This window comes from Rhizobium sp. C4 (assembly GCF_021026315.1).
GTDB lineage: Bacteria > Pseudomonadota > Alphaproteobacteria > Rhizobiales > Rhizobiaceae > Ensifer_A.
On sequence record NZ_JAJNCX010000001.1, the window covers coordinates 172,519 to 187,759 of the forward strand.

Annotated in this window: 12 protein-coding genes; 9 read left to right on the forward strand and 3 right to left on the reverse strand. The window is 61.5% G+C overall.

The features are described from left to right. The 5 genes from rnr to rpmG all read left to right on the forward strand — a co-directional run bounded on the left by rnr (position 1) and on the right by rpmG (position 5,028). Entirely contained in the window at positions 1-2,364 is a 2,364-nt protein-coding gene (gene rnr / locus LQK84_RS00790) for a ribonuclease R (protein ID WP_230826703.1), read from the forward strand. Positions 2,365-2,401: 37 nt separating this feature from the next. After that, entirely contained in the window at positions 2,402-2,845 is a 444-nt protein-coding gene (locus tag LQK84_RS00795; protein ID WP_230826704.1) for a DUF983 domain-containing protein, read from the forward strand. After that, on the forward strand, positions 2,842-3,564 hold the full coding sequence (locus LQK84_RS00800) for an NUDIX hydrolase (RefSeq protein ID WP_230826705.1): 723 nt from the start codon (positions 2,842-2,844) through the stop codon (positions 3,562-3,564). Before LQK84_RS00795 ends, LQK84_RS00800 begins: the two co-directional genes overlap by 4 nt. A gap of 7 nt (positions 3,565-3,571) precedes the next feature. Continuing rightward, a complete protein-coding gene (locus LQK84_RS00805; RefSeq protein ID WP_230826706.1) occupies positions 3,572-4,771 on the forward strand; it encodes an MFS transporter in 1,200 nt (399 codons plus the stop codon). Between the two features lie 89 nt (positions 4,772-4,860). After that, positions 4,861-5,028, forward strand: a complete 168-nt coding sequence (rpmG, locus tag LQK84_RS00810; protein ID WP_023512792.1) for a 50S ribosomal protein L33 — start codon at positions 4,861-4,863, stop codon at positions 5,026-5,028. Positions 5,029-5,693: 665 nt separating this feature from the next. Here the strand turns inward: rpmG and LQK84_RS00815 are convergent. Then, on the reverse strand, positions 5,694-7,067 hold the full coding sequence (locus LQK84_RS00815; RefSeq protein ID WP_230826707.1) for a PleD family two-component system response regulator: 1,374 nt from the start codon (positions 7,065-7,067) through the stop codon (positions 5,694-5,696). An 11-nt stretch (positions 7,068-7,078) separates the two neighbouring features. Next, positions 7,079-7,450: a response regulator gene (locus LQK84_RS00820; RefSeq protein WP_230826708.1), complete on the reverse strand. Its 372-nt coding sequence runs from the start codon at positions 7,448-7,450 to the stop codon at positions 7,079-7,081. Between the two features lie 224 nt (positions 7,451-7,674). On the opposite strand from LQK84_RS00820, the gene LQK84_RS00825 reads away from it, so the two are divergent. The 4 genes from LQK84_RS00825 (at position 7,675) to LQK84_RS00840 (ending at position 11,341) form a co-directional block, all read left to right on the forward strand. Continuing rightward, a complete protein-coding gene (locus LQK84_RS00825; protein WP_230826709.1) occupies positions 7,675-7,983 on the forward strand; it encodes a DUF3572 domain-containing protein in 309 nt (102 codons plus the stop codon). A 1-nt stretch (position 7,984) separates the two neighbouring features. Beyond that, positions 7,985-8,629 carry a hypothetical protein gene (locus LQK84_RS00830; RefSeq protein WP_230826710.1) on the forward strand — a complete coding sequence of 215 codons (645 nt, stop codon included), beginning with the start codon at positions 7,985-7,987 and terminating at the stop codon, positions 8,627-8,629. A 55-nt stretch (positions 8,630-8,684) separates the two neighbouring features. Next, the gene (locus LQK84_RS00835) at positions 8,685-9,980 is read left to right on the forward strand and encodes a DNA polymerase IV (protein ID WP_230826711.1); all 1,296 of its coding nucleotides are present in this window, start codon (positions 8,685-8,687) and stop codon (positions 9,978-9,980) included. Positions 9,981-10,063: 83 nt separating this feature from the next. After that, on the forward strand, positions 10,064-11,341 hold the full coding sequence (locus LQK84_RS00840) for a L,D-transpeptidase family protein (protein WP_230826712.1): 1,278 nt from the start codon (positions 10,064-10,066) through the stop codon (positions 11,339-11,341). Positions 11,342-11,364: 23 nt separating this feature from the next. Here LQK84_RS00840 and dnaE read toward each other — a convergent pair whose 3' ends face one another. Next, on the reverse strand, positions 11,365-14,871 hold the full coding sequence (dnaE, locus tag LQK84_RS00845; RefSeq protein WP_230826713.1) for a DNA polymerase III subunit alpha: 3,507 nt from the start codon (positions 14,869-14,871) through the stop codon (positions 11,365-11,367). Positions 14,872-15,241 lie beyond the last annotated feature (370 nt).

The following is a 15,241-nucleotide window of genomic DNA, read 5'->3' on the forward strand; positions in this document are numbered from 1 at the left end:
ATGACACGCAAGCGGCACGATGACATCGATGGTGCCGTCACGCACGGCACAGCTGCAAACCGTGGCGGCAAGCGTGGTAGCAAGACTGCCGCGCCAGCCCCGGATTTTGTCTATGGGCAATTGCCCTCGCGCGAAGTCGTGTTGCGTTTCATTGCCGATTATCCGCAAAAGGCCTCCAAGCGCGAGCTCTACAAGGCCTTTGGCATCAAGGGCGACGACCGCATTGCGCTGAAAGACATGCTGCGCGATCTCGAAGCCGAAGGCATGGTCGAGAAAAACCGCAAGTCGCTGGTGCGCCCCGGCGCGCTGCCGCCCGTGACCGTTCTCGACATTACCGTTCGCGGCAAGGATGGCGAATTGATCGCGCGTCCGGCCGAGTGGCTGGAGGAGATGGGCGTCGCTCCGGCGGTCGCCATCCGCCAGTCTTCGAATGCTGGCCGTTCCGGCCGCGACAAGGCCCCTGTGGCCGGTCTTGGCGACCGCGTTCTGGCGAAGATCTTCCCCTCGAGCGACCGCGCCGGCCCCGCCTACACCGCGCGGATCATCAAGGTTCTCGACAAGCGCAAGAATGCCGGCATGGGCGTCTTCCGCGAAAGCCCCGGCGGCGGCGGTCGCGTGCTGCCGATCGAACGGCGCGGCGAAGAGCTGGTCGTCGATCCGGATTTCACGGGCGAGGCCAAGGACGGCGATCTGGTCGAGATCGAGGCGCTGCGCCTGGGCCGTTTCGGTCTGGCGCGCGCAAAAATCCTCTCGGTCATCGGTTCGGTCGCCTCTGAAAAGGCGATTTCGATGATCGCCATTCATGCGCATGGCATTCCCTATATCTTCCCGGACAAGGTGATGGCCGAGGCGGAGGCTGCAAAGCCCGCCTCGATGTCGAAGCGCGAGGACTGGCGCAAGGTGCCGCTCATCACAATCGACCCGGCGGATGCGAAGGACCATGACGACGCGGTCTATGCCGAAGACGACCCCTCGCCCGACAATCCGGGCGGCGTGATCGTCACCGTCGCCATTGCCGACGTCTCCTGGTATGTGCGGCCGAATTCGCCGCTCGACCGTGAGGCACTGAAGCGCGGCAACTCTGTCTATTTCCCGGATCGCGTTGTGCCGATGTTGCCGGAGCGGATTTCCAACGATCTCTGCTCGCTGCGCGAGGGCGAGGACCGCCCGGCGATTGCCGTCCGCATGGTCTTTTCCAAGGCGGGCAGGAAGGCTGGCCATACGTTCCATCGCGTCATGATGAAGAGCGCGGCCAAGCTCTCCTACCAGCAGGCACAGGCAGCCATCGACGGGAACCCCGACGAGAAGACCGCGCCGTTTCTCGATCCGATCCTCAAGCCGCTGTGGCATGCCTATCGCATCATGACGGTCGGCCGTGATCGCCGCGAGCCGCTGGAACTCGATCTGCCGGAGCGCAAGATCCTCTTGAAGAGTGACGGCACGGTGGACCGCGTCTTCGTGCCGCCGCGTCTGGATGCGCATCGGCTGATCGAAGAGATGATGATCCAGGCGAATGTCGCCGCCGCCGAAACGCTGGAGAAGGCGCGCCAGCCGCTGCTTTACCGCGTCCACGACACGCCCTCGCTCGCCAAGCAGGAAGTGTTGCGCGAATTCCTTGGCACGCTGGAAATGACCTTGGCGCGCGGAAACCTGCGTTCCAGCCATTTCAACCAGATCCTCGACAAGGCGCGCGGAACGCCTGTCGAGACCATGGTTTCGGAAATGGTGCTGCGCTCACAGAGCCAGGCGATCTACAGCCCGGAAAATCTCGGGCATTTCGGCCTGAACCTGATGAAATATGCGCATTTCACCTCGCCGATCCGCCGCTATTCCGACCTGATCGTGCATCGCGGCCTCGTCAAGGCGCTGAACCTTGGCGAAGGCGGGCTGACGATGGAGGAGGAAGAAGTCCTCGACGACATCGCGGCCGAAATCTCCACCTTCGAGCGCCGCGCCATGGCCGCCGAGCGCGACACGGTCGATCGCCTGATCGCGCATCATCTGGCCGGCCGCATTGGCGAGAGCTTCGACGGGCGCGTCTCTGGCGTGACGAAGTCCGGCCTGTTCATCTCGCTGCCGCAGTTCGGCGCGGATGGTTTCGTGCCGGTCTCGACACTCGGCATGGATTATTTCATATATGACGAAGCGCATCAGGCGCTGACGGGCGAGAAGACCGGGCTTGGCTACCGTCTTGGCGACAATGTCGAGGTTCGCCTGGCCGAAGCCATCCCGCTTGCCGGTTCGCTGCGGTTCGAGATGCTGAGCGAGGGCCGGCGCATGCCGACGGCGGCCCGATCGTTCCACAAGTCAGGCCGCAAGCCTGTCAAACGGCCGGGAACACGGCCGCCGCGTGGCCGCCGCTAAGTGGCCAGCGCCTTCGGGCGACATGGGAGGCAGCACGATGAGTGTAAACACGGATACAAGCAATGTCGTGATCGATGAGGAGCATCGCCCGCTCTGGCGCTCGATCCGGCGCGGCCTCCTCAACACCTGCCCCGCCTGCGGCTCCAGCCGGCTATTCAAAGCGTTCCTGAAGCCTGTCGATGCCTGTGCAGCCTGCGGGACGGACTACACGGCCCAGCGGGCTGACGACCTTCCGCCCTATATCGTCATCGTGGTCGTCGGCCATGTGCTGCTCACGGCTTACATGCTGACCGACGACTACCTGCCGAAGGCACTCTGGGTACAGTTCCTGATCTGGGTGCCGCTCACCGTTCTCTGCGCTGTTGCCATTATCCAACCCATCAAGGGCGGTGTCATCGGACTGCAATGGGCACTGCGTATGCACGGCTTCGGCGGCGTTGATCCAAACGACCCGAAAGAGGAGCCGGAGGACCGGACATGACGGAAGCGCCGGGCCAGGCCTATCTCCCCAACGCGGCAACGCTGGCAGCACAAGGCGGATATCCGACCTTGCGCCCACGCGATGCGGCGACGCTCCTGCTGCTGCGGCGCGATCAGGGCAAGACGCAGGTTCTGTCGGGACGGCGCAGCGACAAGCACAAGTTCATGCCGGGCGTCTATGTCTTTCCGGGCGGGCGCCGCGACCCGACCGATTCGCGCATCCTCGTTTCCGGCTCGCTCCAGGAGAGCATCGCCCGCAAGCTGGCCTACAAGTCCGGTGCCCGGATGACCGAGGCGCGCATGCGGGCGCTGGCTGTTGCCGCCATCCGCGAGACTTATGAGGAGGCTGGCCTTGCGATAGGACAGCCACACGACAGGCTGAAGGCAGCGCTGCCCTTCATACCTGATATCAGCCCGCTGCGGCTCGTGGGCCGAGCGATTACGCCGCCCGGTCGTTCCCGCCGGTTCGACACCCGCTTCTTCGCGCTGTTTGCCGAAGAGGTGAACCTCGACCTTTCCGGCCTGCGCCCAAGCGCCGAGCTTGAAGCGCTGGAATGGGTCAATGTCGAGGAAATCGGCGACCTGAAGATGCCCGGCATCACGCTAGCCATCCTTGCCGATATCGCAGCCATGCTGAAAATTTCGCCGGAATTGACTGTCGACCTGCCGGTTCCCTTCTATTACATGCGCAGCGGCAAGTTCGTCCGCGAAGAGATTTGAGAATTTCATGGAATTGCCCGTGCAGAAGAGTTCGCAAGATCCGGAAAACATCCGGTGGCCGTCATTCATCGCCGCCACCGCATCGGTGACGGCCGTTGGCGTGGCCATCGGTCTTGGTCTGCCTTTGCTCTCGATGATTCTGGAAAAGCGGGGGGTTCCCTCGACGCTCATCGGGCTTAATTCCGCCATGGCCGGCATCGCAGCCATGGCAGCAGCACCGGTGACGACCAAGCTTGCCCATCGTTTCAGCGTGCCGGCAACCATGATCGGTGCCGTACTGCTGGCAGCCCTCAGCGCACCCGGTTTCTATTTCGCGGAGAATTTCTGGCTGTGGTTCCCGCTGCGAATCGTTTTCCACGGCGCGACGACGACGCTCTTCATCCTGTCGGAATTCTGGATCAACGCCTCTGCGCCTCCCAAGAAGCGAGGTCTGGCGCTCGGCGTCTATGCGACGGTGCTGTCGGTGGGGTTCGCGCTTGGGCCTCTCATCTTCGCGCGAATCGGCAGCGACGGGATCTATCCGTTCCTGCTGGGGGCGGTTGTCCTGCTGATTGCCGCGGTTCCGGTCTTTATCGCACGGGATGAATGCCCGGTGATCGACGAAAAGCCGGAACTGCATTTCATGCGCTACATCCTGCTGGTGCCCACAGCCACCGCGGCCGTCTTCGTCTTCGGCGCGGTCGAGGCGGGCGGCCTGTCGCTCTTCCCGATCTATGCGACGCGAAGCGGCTTCTCGGAAGCACAGGCAGCACTGCTGCTGACGCTCATGGGCCTCGGCAACATGCTTTTCCAGATCCCGCTCGGCCTGATTTCGGACCGGTTGAAGGATCGGCGCATCCTCTTGTTCATCATGGCCTTTTGCGGGCTCATAGGGGCCTTCACGCTGCCCTTTCTCTCGGATAGCTGGGAGTTGCTCGCCGTTGTCCTTCTCTTCTGGGGAGGCTCTGTGGCCGGTTTGTACACGGTTGGGCTCAGCCACCTCGGTTCGCGGCTGACAGGTGCGGATCTGGTCGCCGCAAACGCGGCCTTCATCTTCTGCTATGCGGTTGGAACCGTGGCCGGCCCTCAGGTCATTGGCGCGGCCATGGATGCCAGCGCGAAATATGGCTACGGCCAGCAGGGATTTGCCTGGGCGATTGCCTTCTTCTTCGGCCTCTATTTTGTGCTTTCCGGGCTGCGAATGATTTTCCGGCCCAAAAAGGCTTGACTTTTCGGGCGCGATTTGTAGTTTCGCGCCAGATTTCGCCTGAGCCGGATACACCGCTTCGGCGACGCTTTTTATTGAGGCACTGAAAAATGGCGAAAGCAACAACCATCAAGATCAAGCTTCTGTCGACTGCCGACACGGGCTTCTTCTACGTCACCACCAAGAACAGCCGTACCATGACGGACAAGATGACGAAGACGAAGTACGACCCGGTCGTCAAGAAGCACGTCGAGTTCAAGGAAACCAAGATCAAGTAATCTGCTTGATTGATTTCCGTTTAAGACCGGGGCCGCAAGGCCCCGTTTCTTTTTGGGGCATGGCCATGCGCCAACAGACTGTGCTCATCCCCCAAACGGGGCAGCACAGCTGCGCAGCCGTTGAGCAGACATCAACGGCGAACGCGCCAATTTTTCAGGGAACATGTTGATGAGGGAAACGGCGGCTGACCAGCTCACGGTGGCGGCACGAGGAAACCGCTCATACCGCTCGCTGGTCAGCCAACCCCACGACCCAGGAGATGCGGCGGACCTGACATCATGGGGTAACTGAATGTCTTCAGACATCCTTCATTGCCCAAAAGATCGCCCGTTTTCTAAAAAAAATCAACGATTTCTTAACCAGCTCAAACCGCGATATAATTTGAAGGTTAATTTTAGGGCGGTTTGACTACCGCTTTTCGTCAGAAAATCATCGCAAGGACGCGAAATATCCTTCTCGACTGATATATTTATACTGGATGACAATGATACGCCCTGACTAATCCGGCATCCGAGCGTAGAAATTTAGTACACTGAATCAGAGGCTTATCTATCAGCTCTGAACCGGATAACGACGAACGGTCGCATTTTCGGCCAGAGGCAGGCCGAAAAGGCTCACGTAAGGTGAGGCTCGCAGCTATCAGATTGAAAAGTTGTGGAAAGTCTCAGGCCGCGGCAGCAACGACGCGATTGCGACCGGCATTCTTTGCCTCATAAAGCGCCTGGTCCGCCGCTTTCATGAGCTGTGTGGGATTTTCGACTGCCTGAGAAATAGCCGCGATCCCCAGCGATGCCGTCACATTGAGTTCCAGACCTGCTGCCGCAAGATGGAAAGGCTTGCCTTCGATCGCGCCACGCAGGCGCTCGGCGATCGTTGTGGCCATGTCCAGCGAGGTGTCCGGCATCACCACGACGAATTCCTCGCCGCCATAGCGGCAGGCGAGATCGGCACCGCGCACGGTCGAACGAATGCGCGCGGCAAGCTCCTTGAGCACTTCGTCGCCCGCATCGTGGCCATAGGTGTCGTTGATCGACTTGAAGCGGTCGATATCGGTCAGGCAGACGGAAAGCGACCTGCCCCGCGCGGTGGCACGGTCAAAGAGCAGCTTCAGATGGTTGTCGAGATAGCGACGGTTGTTGAGCCCGGTCAGGCCATCGGTGACGGCGAGCTCGATCGTGTGCTCGACGCTGGAGCGCAGGCGGTCATTGTAGCGCTTGCGCCGGATCTGCGTCAGGCTGCGGGCCACCAGCTCGTTCGGATCAACCGGTCGCACGATGTAATCGTTGACGCCGAGTTCGAGTGCACGAACGATCACCGGGCCTGAATCCTGATCCGCCATCAAGAGGACCGGAATGAAGCGCGTCCGATCCAGCGAACGAAGCTGCGAACACAGGCGGAGAGGATCGTAGTCTTCGAGATTGGAATTGACGATGACCAGCTCGGTCGCATTTTCGGCAGCGTAGAAGAGGGCCGCCTGCGGGTCGGAGATGGCAGTGACGTCGGCGATCGGCCGAAGCGCCCTGATGACGCGATCCTGGGACGAAGCGCGGGCATCGACGAGGAGGATCTGCCCCGGCTCGCTCGCCTCGTTCTCCAGCGCGATATCATCGATGGGCATGCCGAACTTGCGTGCGGTTTCCGCCCTCACCCGCAGCTCGTCGGAGAGCGCCTTGAGCCGAAGCAGGCTCTTGACGCGCGACATGAGCTGCATGTCGTTGACCGGCTTGGTCAGGAAGTCGTCAGCGCCGGCCTTGAGCCCGCGGACCCGGTCGGAAGGCTGGTCGAGCGCCGTCACCATGACAACCGGAATATGGGCGGTGCGCGGGTTGGCCTTCAGCCGCTCGCAGACGGTGAACCCGTCGATGCCCGGCATCATGATGTCGAGGAGAATGAGATCGACCTGCGTCTTGTCGCAGAGCTCCAGCGCGGCAAAGCCGTTCTCGGCGGTGATGACATCGAAATACTCGGCCAGCAGCCGTGCCTCGAGCATCTTCACGTTGGCCGGGATGTCGTCAACGACCAGAATGCGCGCTGTCATGTCCGCACTCCTCAGGCGTCGCCCAGATAGGTCTTGATCGTCTCGATGAACTTCGGCACCGAAATCGGCTTGGAGACATAGGCCTCGCAGCCGCCCTGGCGGATACGCTCCTCGTCGCCCTTCATCGCGAAGGCGGTCACGGCAATCACCGGGATCGGGTGAAGCTCCGGATCTTCCTTGAGCCAGCGCGTCACATCGAGGCCGGAGACCTCAGGCAGCTGAATGTCCATCAGGATGAGGTCCGGTTTGTGCAGGCGTGCGAGGTCGAGCGCTTCCATACCGTTACGGGTCTGAATCGTCTGATATCCCGATGCCTCGATCAGGTCTCGGAAGAGCTTCATGTTGAGCTCATTGTCCTCGACGATCATCACGCGTTTGACCATGCTTCTATCCGTCGCCTTTCATTCGAACATCAGGAGGTCAGCGGGTGGCGATTGCCACGGCCGATCGCCGACGTCGCCACCCTGCAGATTACGCGGGAATCTGTTTCCGTCGCCTGCAGACTGCGATAGAACCAGATCGTCCATCGCGAACGTCGCGATTCCTGAAGTTGTTCCCGAGAACACTACTCAGATTTGTTTGAATAATTCGTAACCCGGGGTAGATAATGCGCCTGAAGCCCGAGAAGAACGCCGGCGCCGCGCCGGATGCGCAAGAAATTGCGGTCGCCATTCTCACATGGCTCGGTGAAGAGCCGGACATGCTGACGCGGTTCCTGGCGCTGAGCGGTGTGGACGCGTCGTCGCTCAGGCAGTTTTCGCGCGAGCCCGGCTTTGCATCCGCGCTGATGGAATTCGTCATGGCACACGAACCGAGCCTCATGGCCTTCAGCGCGAAATCCGGCATTCCTCCGGAAACGGTTGCGGCCGCATGGCAGAAGCTCAGCGGGCCCTACTATGACGGAACAGGAGCCTGACATGACCGATCTCAGCCACATCCGCCTGACCGGCCGACCGCTCATCATCAGCGACGTCGACGACGTCATCCTGGAATTCATCGCGCCCTACCAGCGCTTTCTGAATGCGCAAGGCCTCAAGTTCCTGCCGCGCTCCTTCCGCCTGACCGGAAACGTTGTGCGGACGGATGATGAGACACCGGTCACCGAAGAGGTGGTTCAGAAGTCGCTTCACGACTTTTTCGACGAGCAGCATGTCTGGCAGACGCCGTTCCAGCATGTGATGTCGGCCCTGCCGGCGCTCGCAGAAGAAGCGGATGTGGTTTTCCTGACCGCCATGCCGCCGAAGTTCACGGCCAAGCGACGCCAGCTTCTCGACACACTGGGACTGCATTTCCCGATGGTTGCCGTCGAGACGGCCAAGGGACCCATCGCCTCGATGATCCGCGACCGGCACACGGCACCCGTCGTCTTCTTGGATGACATGGCCCACAATCTCGCCTCGGTCTCCGAGCACCTGCCGGACTGCCTGCTCCTGAGCCTTGCCCCGCCATCGGAGGTTCATGCGATGGCGCCGAAGCCGCCGGAGACGGCCCGCATCGTCCGCGACTGGGCCGAAGCCGCCCCGATCATCAAGGCCCATTTTTCCGGCCCATCAGGCCCTTGAGCCCGCGACGGATTTCGCCTAATGTCTCGATGTTCAACCTTTGTTCCAGAGACTCATGACGGGCGACGACACTCTGCCGGGCTTCTGCCGTGACTGCTTCGAGCAGGTCGCGAGCCATGCGGAGCGTTGCAAGGGCTGTGGCAGCCCGCGGCTGGTCAGGCATCGGGAACTGAACGCTCTTCATCTCGCCCATATCGACTGTGACGCCTTCTATGCCTCTGTTGAAAAGCGCGACAATCCGGAGCTTGCGGACAAGCCCGTGATCGTTGGCGGCGGCAAGCGCGGCGTTGTTTCCACCTGCTGCTACATTGCCCGCATCCGGGGCGTGCGCTCCGCCATGCCCATGTTCAAGGCGCTTGAGGCATGCCCGGATGCCGTCGTCGTCAGGCCGGACATGGAGAAATACAGCCGCGTCGGCCGCCAGATTCGGCAGATGATGCAGGACCTGACGCCGCTCGTGGAGCCTCTGTCGATCGACGAGGCGTTCCTCGACCTCCGGGGAACCGAGCTCATCCACCACCACGAGCCCCCTGCGCGGCTGCTTGCCCGCTTCGCACGCCGGGTCGAAGACGAAGTGGGCGTGACGGTCTCGGTCGGGCTTTCCTATTGCAAGTTCCTCGCCAAGGTCGCCTCCGACATGCGCAAGCCGCGCGGCTTCAGCGTGATCGGGCGCGAGGAGGCCCTGTCGTTCCTGGCGCCGAAACCGGTCACGCTGATCTGGGGCGTGGGCCGCGCCTTTGCCGAAAAGCTGGCACAGGACGGCATCCGCGAAATCGGCCAGCTGCAGCATATGGATGAAGCGACACTGATGCGGCGCTACGGCACGATGGGCCAGCGGCTCTTCAGGCTCTCCCGCGGCGAGGACGACAGGCAGGTTCACAGCGACGGCGAGGCCAAGAGCGTGTCGGCCGAGACGACATTCTTCGAGGACATTTCGGATTTTGATGCGCTGGCCGCCCATCTGCGCGCCCTGTCGGAAAAAGTCTCCCGCCGCCTCAAGCGCGGTGGTCTTGCGGGACAGACAGTGGTCCTGAAACTGAAGACCCATGACTTCAAGTCGCGGTCGCGCAATTTCAGCCTGGACAGCCCCACGCAACTGGCGGACCGCATATTCCGCACCGGAATTTCGATGCTCGAGAAGGAAGTCGGCAGCGCCAAATTCCGCCTGATCGGCATCGGCGTGACAACGCTGGGGGAAACGACGCTGGCGGACCCGCAGGACCTCGTCGACCAGCAGGCGGCACGGCGCGCCAAGGCGGAAGCCGCGATCGATATCCTGCGCGACAAGTTCGGCAATCGCAGTGTCGAGACCGGCTATACATTTCGTCCGACGGATGGCCGCTCGCGCTGACGAGTCACCACCCGAAAGACAGCATTCTTTAAGAACTACTGGTTTAGCATTCGGCAATCACTCAAGATTTTGGACGGCGGATCATGCTCACAGGGCGCATTCTTTCCATTGGTGTCTTCATCGCCGCCTTCGGGCTCGGTCACGCCATGGCTGGCGACGGGCAAGCCCTGCAGATTATCGTTTCGCGCGACCTTCAGTCGCTCAAGGTGTATGACGGCGACAAGGTCGTTGCGACCTCCAAGGTCTCGACCGGCAAGCCCGGACACGACACGCCGACGGGGATCTTCTCCATCCTGGAGAAGCAGAAGTTCCATCGTTCGAACAAGTATTCCGATGCGCCGATGCCGTGGATGCAGCGCATCACATGGTCGGGCGTCGCGCTGCACGAATCAAACAGCGTTCCGAACTATCCGGCCTCGCATGGCTGCGTGCGCCTGCCGGCGGCCTTTGCACAAGAGCTCTTCAAGATGACGGAGCGCGGCGCGCATGTGGTCATCACCGACGCGCCCGTCGAGCCGCAGCGCATCCGCAGCGCAACGCTTCCGCGTCCCGTCTCTTCGCCGGTCGGTCCGACCTTCATGAGCGATGTCGCCATGGCGCCCGCCCCTGCACAAAGCGCCGTTGCCGGGACCGAGCTGGCGATGAATGATGCCGCCTCGCAGTCGAAAGCAAGCCTGCGCCCGGAAAAACCGCGCGAGCCCATCTATGTTCTCATCACGCGCGCCGACCACCGCAGCGTCATGCCGGAGGTTCAGGCGCTCCTCAACCAGTTCGGCTACGATGCGGGTACGGTCGATGGCGCCGCCGGAGCGCAGACCAATGCTGCGATCGCAAAATTCCGCAAGGATAGCGGCCTGCTGGATGGCACCATGGCGGATGACGCTCTGGTCGCGGCCCTCTTCACCAAGGCCGGGCGGCCGCTACCGCAGAACGGGATCTTGGTGATCCGGCGCAATTTTGCGGAAATCTACCGCGCCCCCGTCACGCTCGACAACGAACCCAAGGCACTGGGCACCCACTTCGTCGAGGCCCGAAACGTCGATCCCCGCACTGGTTTTGCGGAATGGTATGGGTTCAGCCTGTCAAACCGAATTCCCGATGCCGCCAAGAAGCGCCTCGGGATCACTGAAGATGCCGACATGGCGACAGCCGATTCGGTTACCGCAGCCCTGGATCGCGTTCATATGAGCGACGAAGCCAAGCAGAAGCTCGGCGAGTTTCTTGGCGAAGGTTCTTCGATCACGGTGACGGATGTCGAGAGCCTCAGCGAGACCGGCCTTGGCACGAACTTCATCACGCTGACCGATCCGACCGACAAGCCGGCGAACAAGCTGGCCGACAAGACGGTCAACAAGGGTTGAGCCGATCGCCAGCTCAACGGCAATCACACAAGCTCAACATCGAGAATGCCGGGCGCTGCCCTGAGCGCTGCGGCGATTTCCGGCGAGATGCGGTAGCGGCCCGGTAGTTCCACTTCGATTTCGCGCCGGCCCGAATCCTTGATCACGATGAATGAGACGAGACCGTCACCCCGGGCATTGAGATGCGGAGCAACCGCCTTCAGCGGACCGCTGTCGCGCACATAGACGCGCAAAGCCTTCTGCATCTGCACGGACTTCTCTTCCAGAGAGTTCAGCGTCTGGATGCGCAGGCCGATCCCCTCGGGGCGCTCGTCGGCGGCCACCGTCATGACGAAGGATTTGCCGGCCTCCAGCACGTCGCGGTACTGGTTGAGGGTTTCGGAGAACAGCACCGCCTCGAACTGGCCGGTGGCGTCAGAGAAATTCACGATACCCATCTTGTTGCCGGTCCGCGTCTTGCGCTCCTGCTTCGAGGTCACCGTTCCGGCAAGCCGCCCGGCGCTGGCGCCCTGCTTCACGGCAGCGGCGAAGTCGGCAAAATTCTGCACACGCATCTTGGCCAGCACCTCGCTATAGGAATCGAGCGGGTGTGCCGACAGATAGAAGCCGAGAACCTGGAATTCGCGCATGAGACGTTCCGAAGGCAGCCACGGCGTCACGGTCGGGAAGGTCAACTTTTCCTCGCCAGCCGCACCGCCCCCGAACATGTCGCTCTGACCGCTTGCGCGGTTTTCGCTCTCGCGCTGGGCATAGCCGATGATGCGATCGATGCCGGCCGAAAGAACTGCCCGGTCAAATCCGAAGCAGTCGAATGCGCCTCCGTGAATGAGGCTTTCCAGCACACGCCGGTTGACGAGCTTGGCATCGATGCGCAGGCAGAATTCCTCGAGCGAGGCGAAAGGCTTGTCGCCGCGCACGGCGACAATATGATCGACCACCGCCTCACCGACACCCTTGAGCGCCGCAAGCGAATAGTAGATGCGGTTCTCGCCCGTCTCGAAATGACGGAACGAGGTCTGGACGGACGGCGGCACGACCTCGATGCAGAGACGGCGGGCATCCTGGCGGAAATCGTTGACCTTGTCGGTGTTCTGCATGTCGAGCGTCATCGACGCCGCCAGGAACTCGACGGGGTAATGCGCCTTCATATACGCCGTCTGATAGGAGACGATGGCATAGGCGGCGGCATGCGACTTGTTGAAGCCGTAGTTGGCGAATTTCGCCAGAAGGTCGAAGATGATGTCGGACTGCGCCTTGGACACGCCATTCTTGACCGCGCCTTCGACGAAGCGGGCGCGCTGCTTGTCCATCTCCTCCTTGATCTTCTTGCCCATGGCGCGACGCAGAAGATCGGCCTCGCCGAGCGAATAGCCGGACAGGACCTGGGCGATCTGCATCACCTGTTCCTGATAGACGATAACGCCCTGCGTTTCCTTCAGGAGATAATCGATCATCGGATGGATCGACTCGATCTCCTCCTCGCCGTGCTTGCGGGCGTTGTAGACCGGGATGTTCTCCATCGGACCCGGACGATAGAGCGCCACAAGCGCGATGATGTCCTCGATGCAGTCCGGCCGCATGCCGATCAGCGCCTTGCGCATGCCGGCACTTTCAACCTGGAACACGCCGACCGTCTCGCCGCGCGAGAGCATGTCATAGGTGAGCTTGTCATCAAGCGGCAGGGCCGCCAGATCGACCGCAATGCCGCGCTTGGCCACGAAGTCGACGGCGGTCTTCAGGACCGTCAGCGTCTTCAGACCGAGGAAGTCGAACTTTACGAGGCCCGCCTGCTCGACCCACTTCATGTTGAACTGGGTGACCGGCATGTCCGAGCGCGGATCGCGATACATCGGCACGAGCTGCGACAGCGGCCGGTCGCCGATCACGATCCCGGCGGCATGGGTAGAGGCATGGCGATAAAGACCCTCGATCTTCTGCGCAATGTCGAGAAGCCGCGCGACAACGGGCTCGCGATCGGCCTCTTCCTGAAGCTTCGGCTCCTCCTCGATCGCCTTGGAAAGCGGGGTCGGATTGGCCGGATTGTTCGGCACGAGCTTGCAGATCTTGTCGACCTGGCCATAGGACATTTCGAGCACGCGACCGACGTCGCGGAGTGCGGCGCGAGCCTGGAGCGAACCGAAGGTGATGATCTGCGCGACCTGCTCGCGGCCATATTTCTGCTGGACGTAGCGAATGACCTCTTCGCGGCGGTCCTGGCAGAAGTCGATATCAAAGTCGGGCATCGACACGCGTTCCGGATTGAGGAAGCGTTCGAAGAGCAGCGAGAAGCGGAGCGGATCAACGTCGGTGATCGTCAGCGCATAGGCAACGAGCGAGCCTGCACCCGAACCGCGGCCGGGGCCGACCGGGATGTCGTGCTGCTTGGCCCATTTGATGAAGTCGGCAACGATCAGGAAGTAGCCCGGGAACTTCATGCGCTCGATGATGCTCAACTCGAAGGCCAGCCGTTCATCATACTCCTCGCGGGTATATCCCGGCGCTATTCCCAGCGTTTCGATGCGCATTGCCAGGCCCTCGATCGCCTGACGCTTCAACTCTTCCGACTCCGCACGCTCGGCCTCTTCCGCATCGTCCGTCGCGCCGGTGAAGCGTGGCAGGATCGGCTTGCGAGTGTTCAGCACGAACGAGCACCGCCTGGCGATCTCGACGGAATTCTGCAACGCCTCGGGAAGATCGGAAAACAGGGCGCACATTTCCGCGCGACTTTTCAGATAGTGGTCCTGCGTCAGGCGGAAACGGTTGTCATCCGACACCATGGCGTTATGCGCCACCGCCATCAATGCATCATGGGCATCGAAATCCTTGCGCGCCGGGAAGAAGGCCTCGTTGGTGGCAACCAGAGGCAGATCGTGCCGGTAGGCAAGATCGATCATCTTCTGCTCATGCCGGCGGCTATAGCCTTCCTGCCGCTGCAGCTCGACATAGAGGCGACCGGGAAAGAGCCGCGCCAGAGACAGCAGGCGCTGCGCCGCCAGCGCCGCATGGCCGTCCTTGACCGCCATGTCCACGGGACCGGTCGTGGCTCCCGTCAGGGCAATCAGCCCATCCGTCCCATCCTCCAGCCAGGACAACAGCAGGTGCGCCGCCTGATTGCCCTCACCGTCGAGATAGGCACGACTGACCAGTTCCATCAACCGATCATAGCCCCGCTCGGTCGAGGCCAGCAGGATCAGCGACGGCAATTTGGCGAGAGACGCCTGAACGCCGCCCCGCCGATCGTTCTCGGTGGCGTCCTGCATGTCGAGCGACATCTGGCAGCCGATGATCGGCTGAATCCCGTCCGAGATCGCCTTCTGGGCAAATTCCAGGGCAACAAAGAGATTGTTGGTATCGGTAATCGCGATCGCCGGCTGCTCGTCAGATACGGCGATCGACAGGATTTTCTTGAGTGGCAGCGCCCCTTCGAGAAGCGAAAAGGCGGAATGCACACGCAGATGGACGAAACCGGGACCGGTCTGCGCTCCGGTAGCGCCTGTCGCTGCCGGCTTACCCGTTACCAGATCGCCCATCGCCCATTCTCCATTTTCTGAATCAAGGTCGCATTGTGGGAAATCAGCAGGTGTCCTGTCCAGTCGTATCGCAGTGACAGGCCGAAGCGTCCCCTAAATTCACATGGCCATGAGGATGAGAGACATGGTGGCGACGAACATGGTCATGGATGCGAATGCAGCGAGATCACGAAGGATGTCAGTCATAGCGGGCTCCTTTCCACTTATGTTCACATAATGTTCTCATTACGTTCACAGAGTCAAGCACCCCTCCGAAAGATTCTCGGAAGTGTCTGAAATCAAAGCAAGACTCGGCCGCGCACCGCGGAGGTGCCCGTCCGAAAAGGCTCAGGGAGCGGAAGTGGGAAGGTTGGCGACCCTGGGCGTGGTT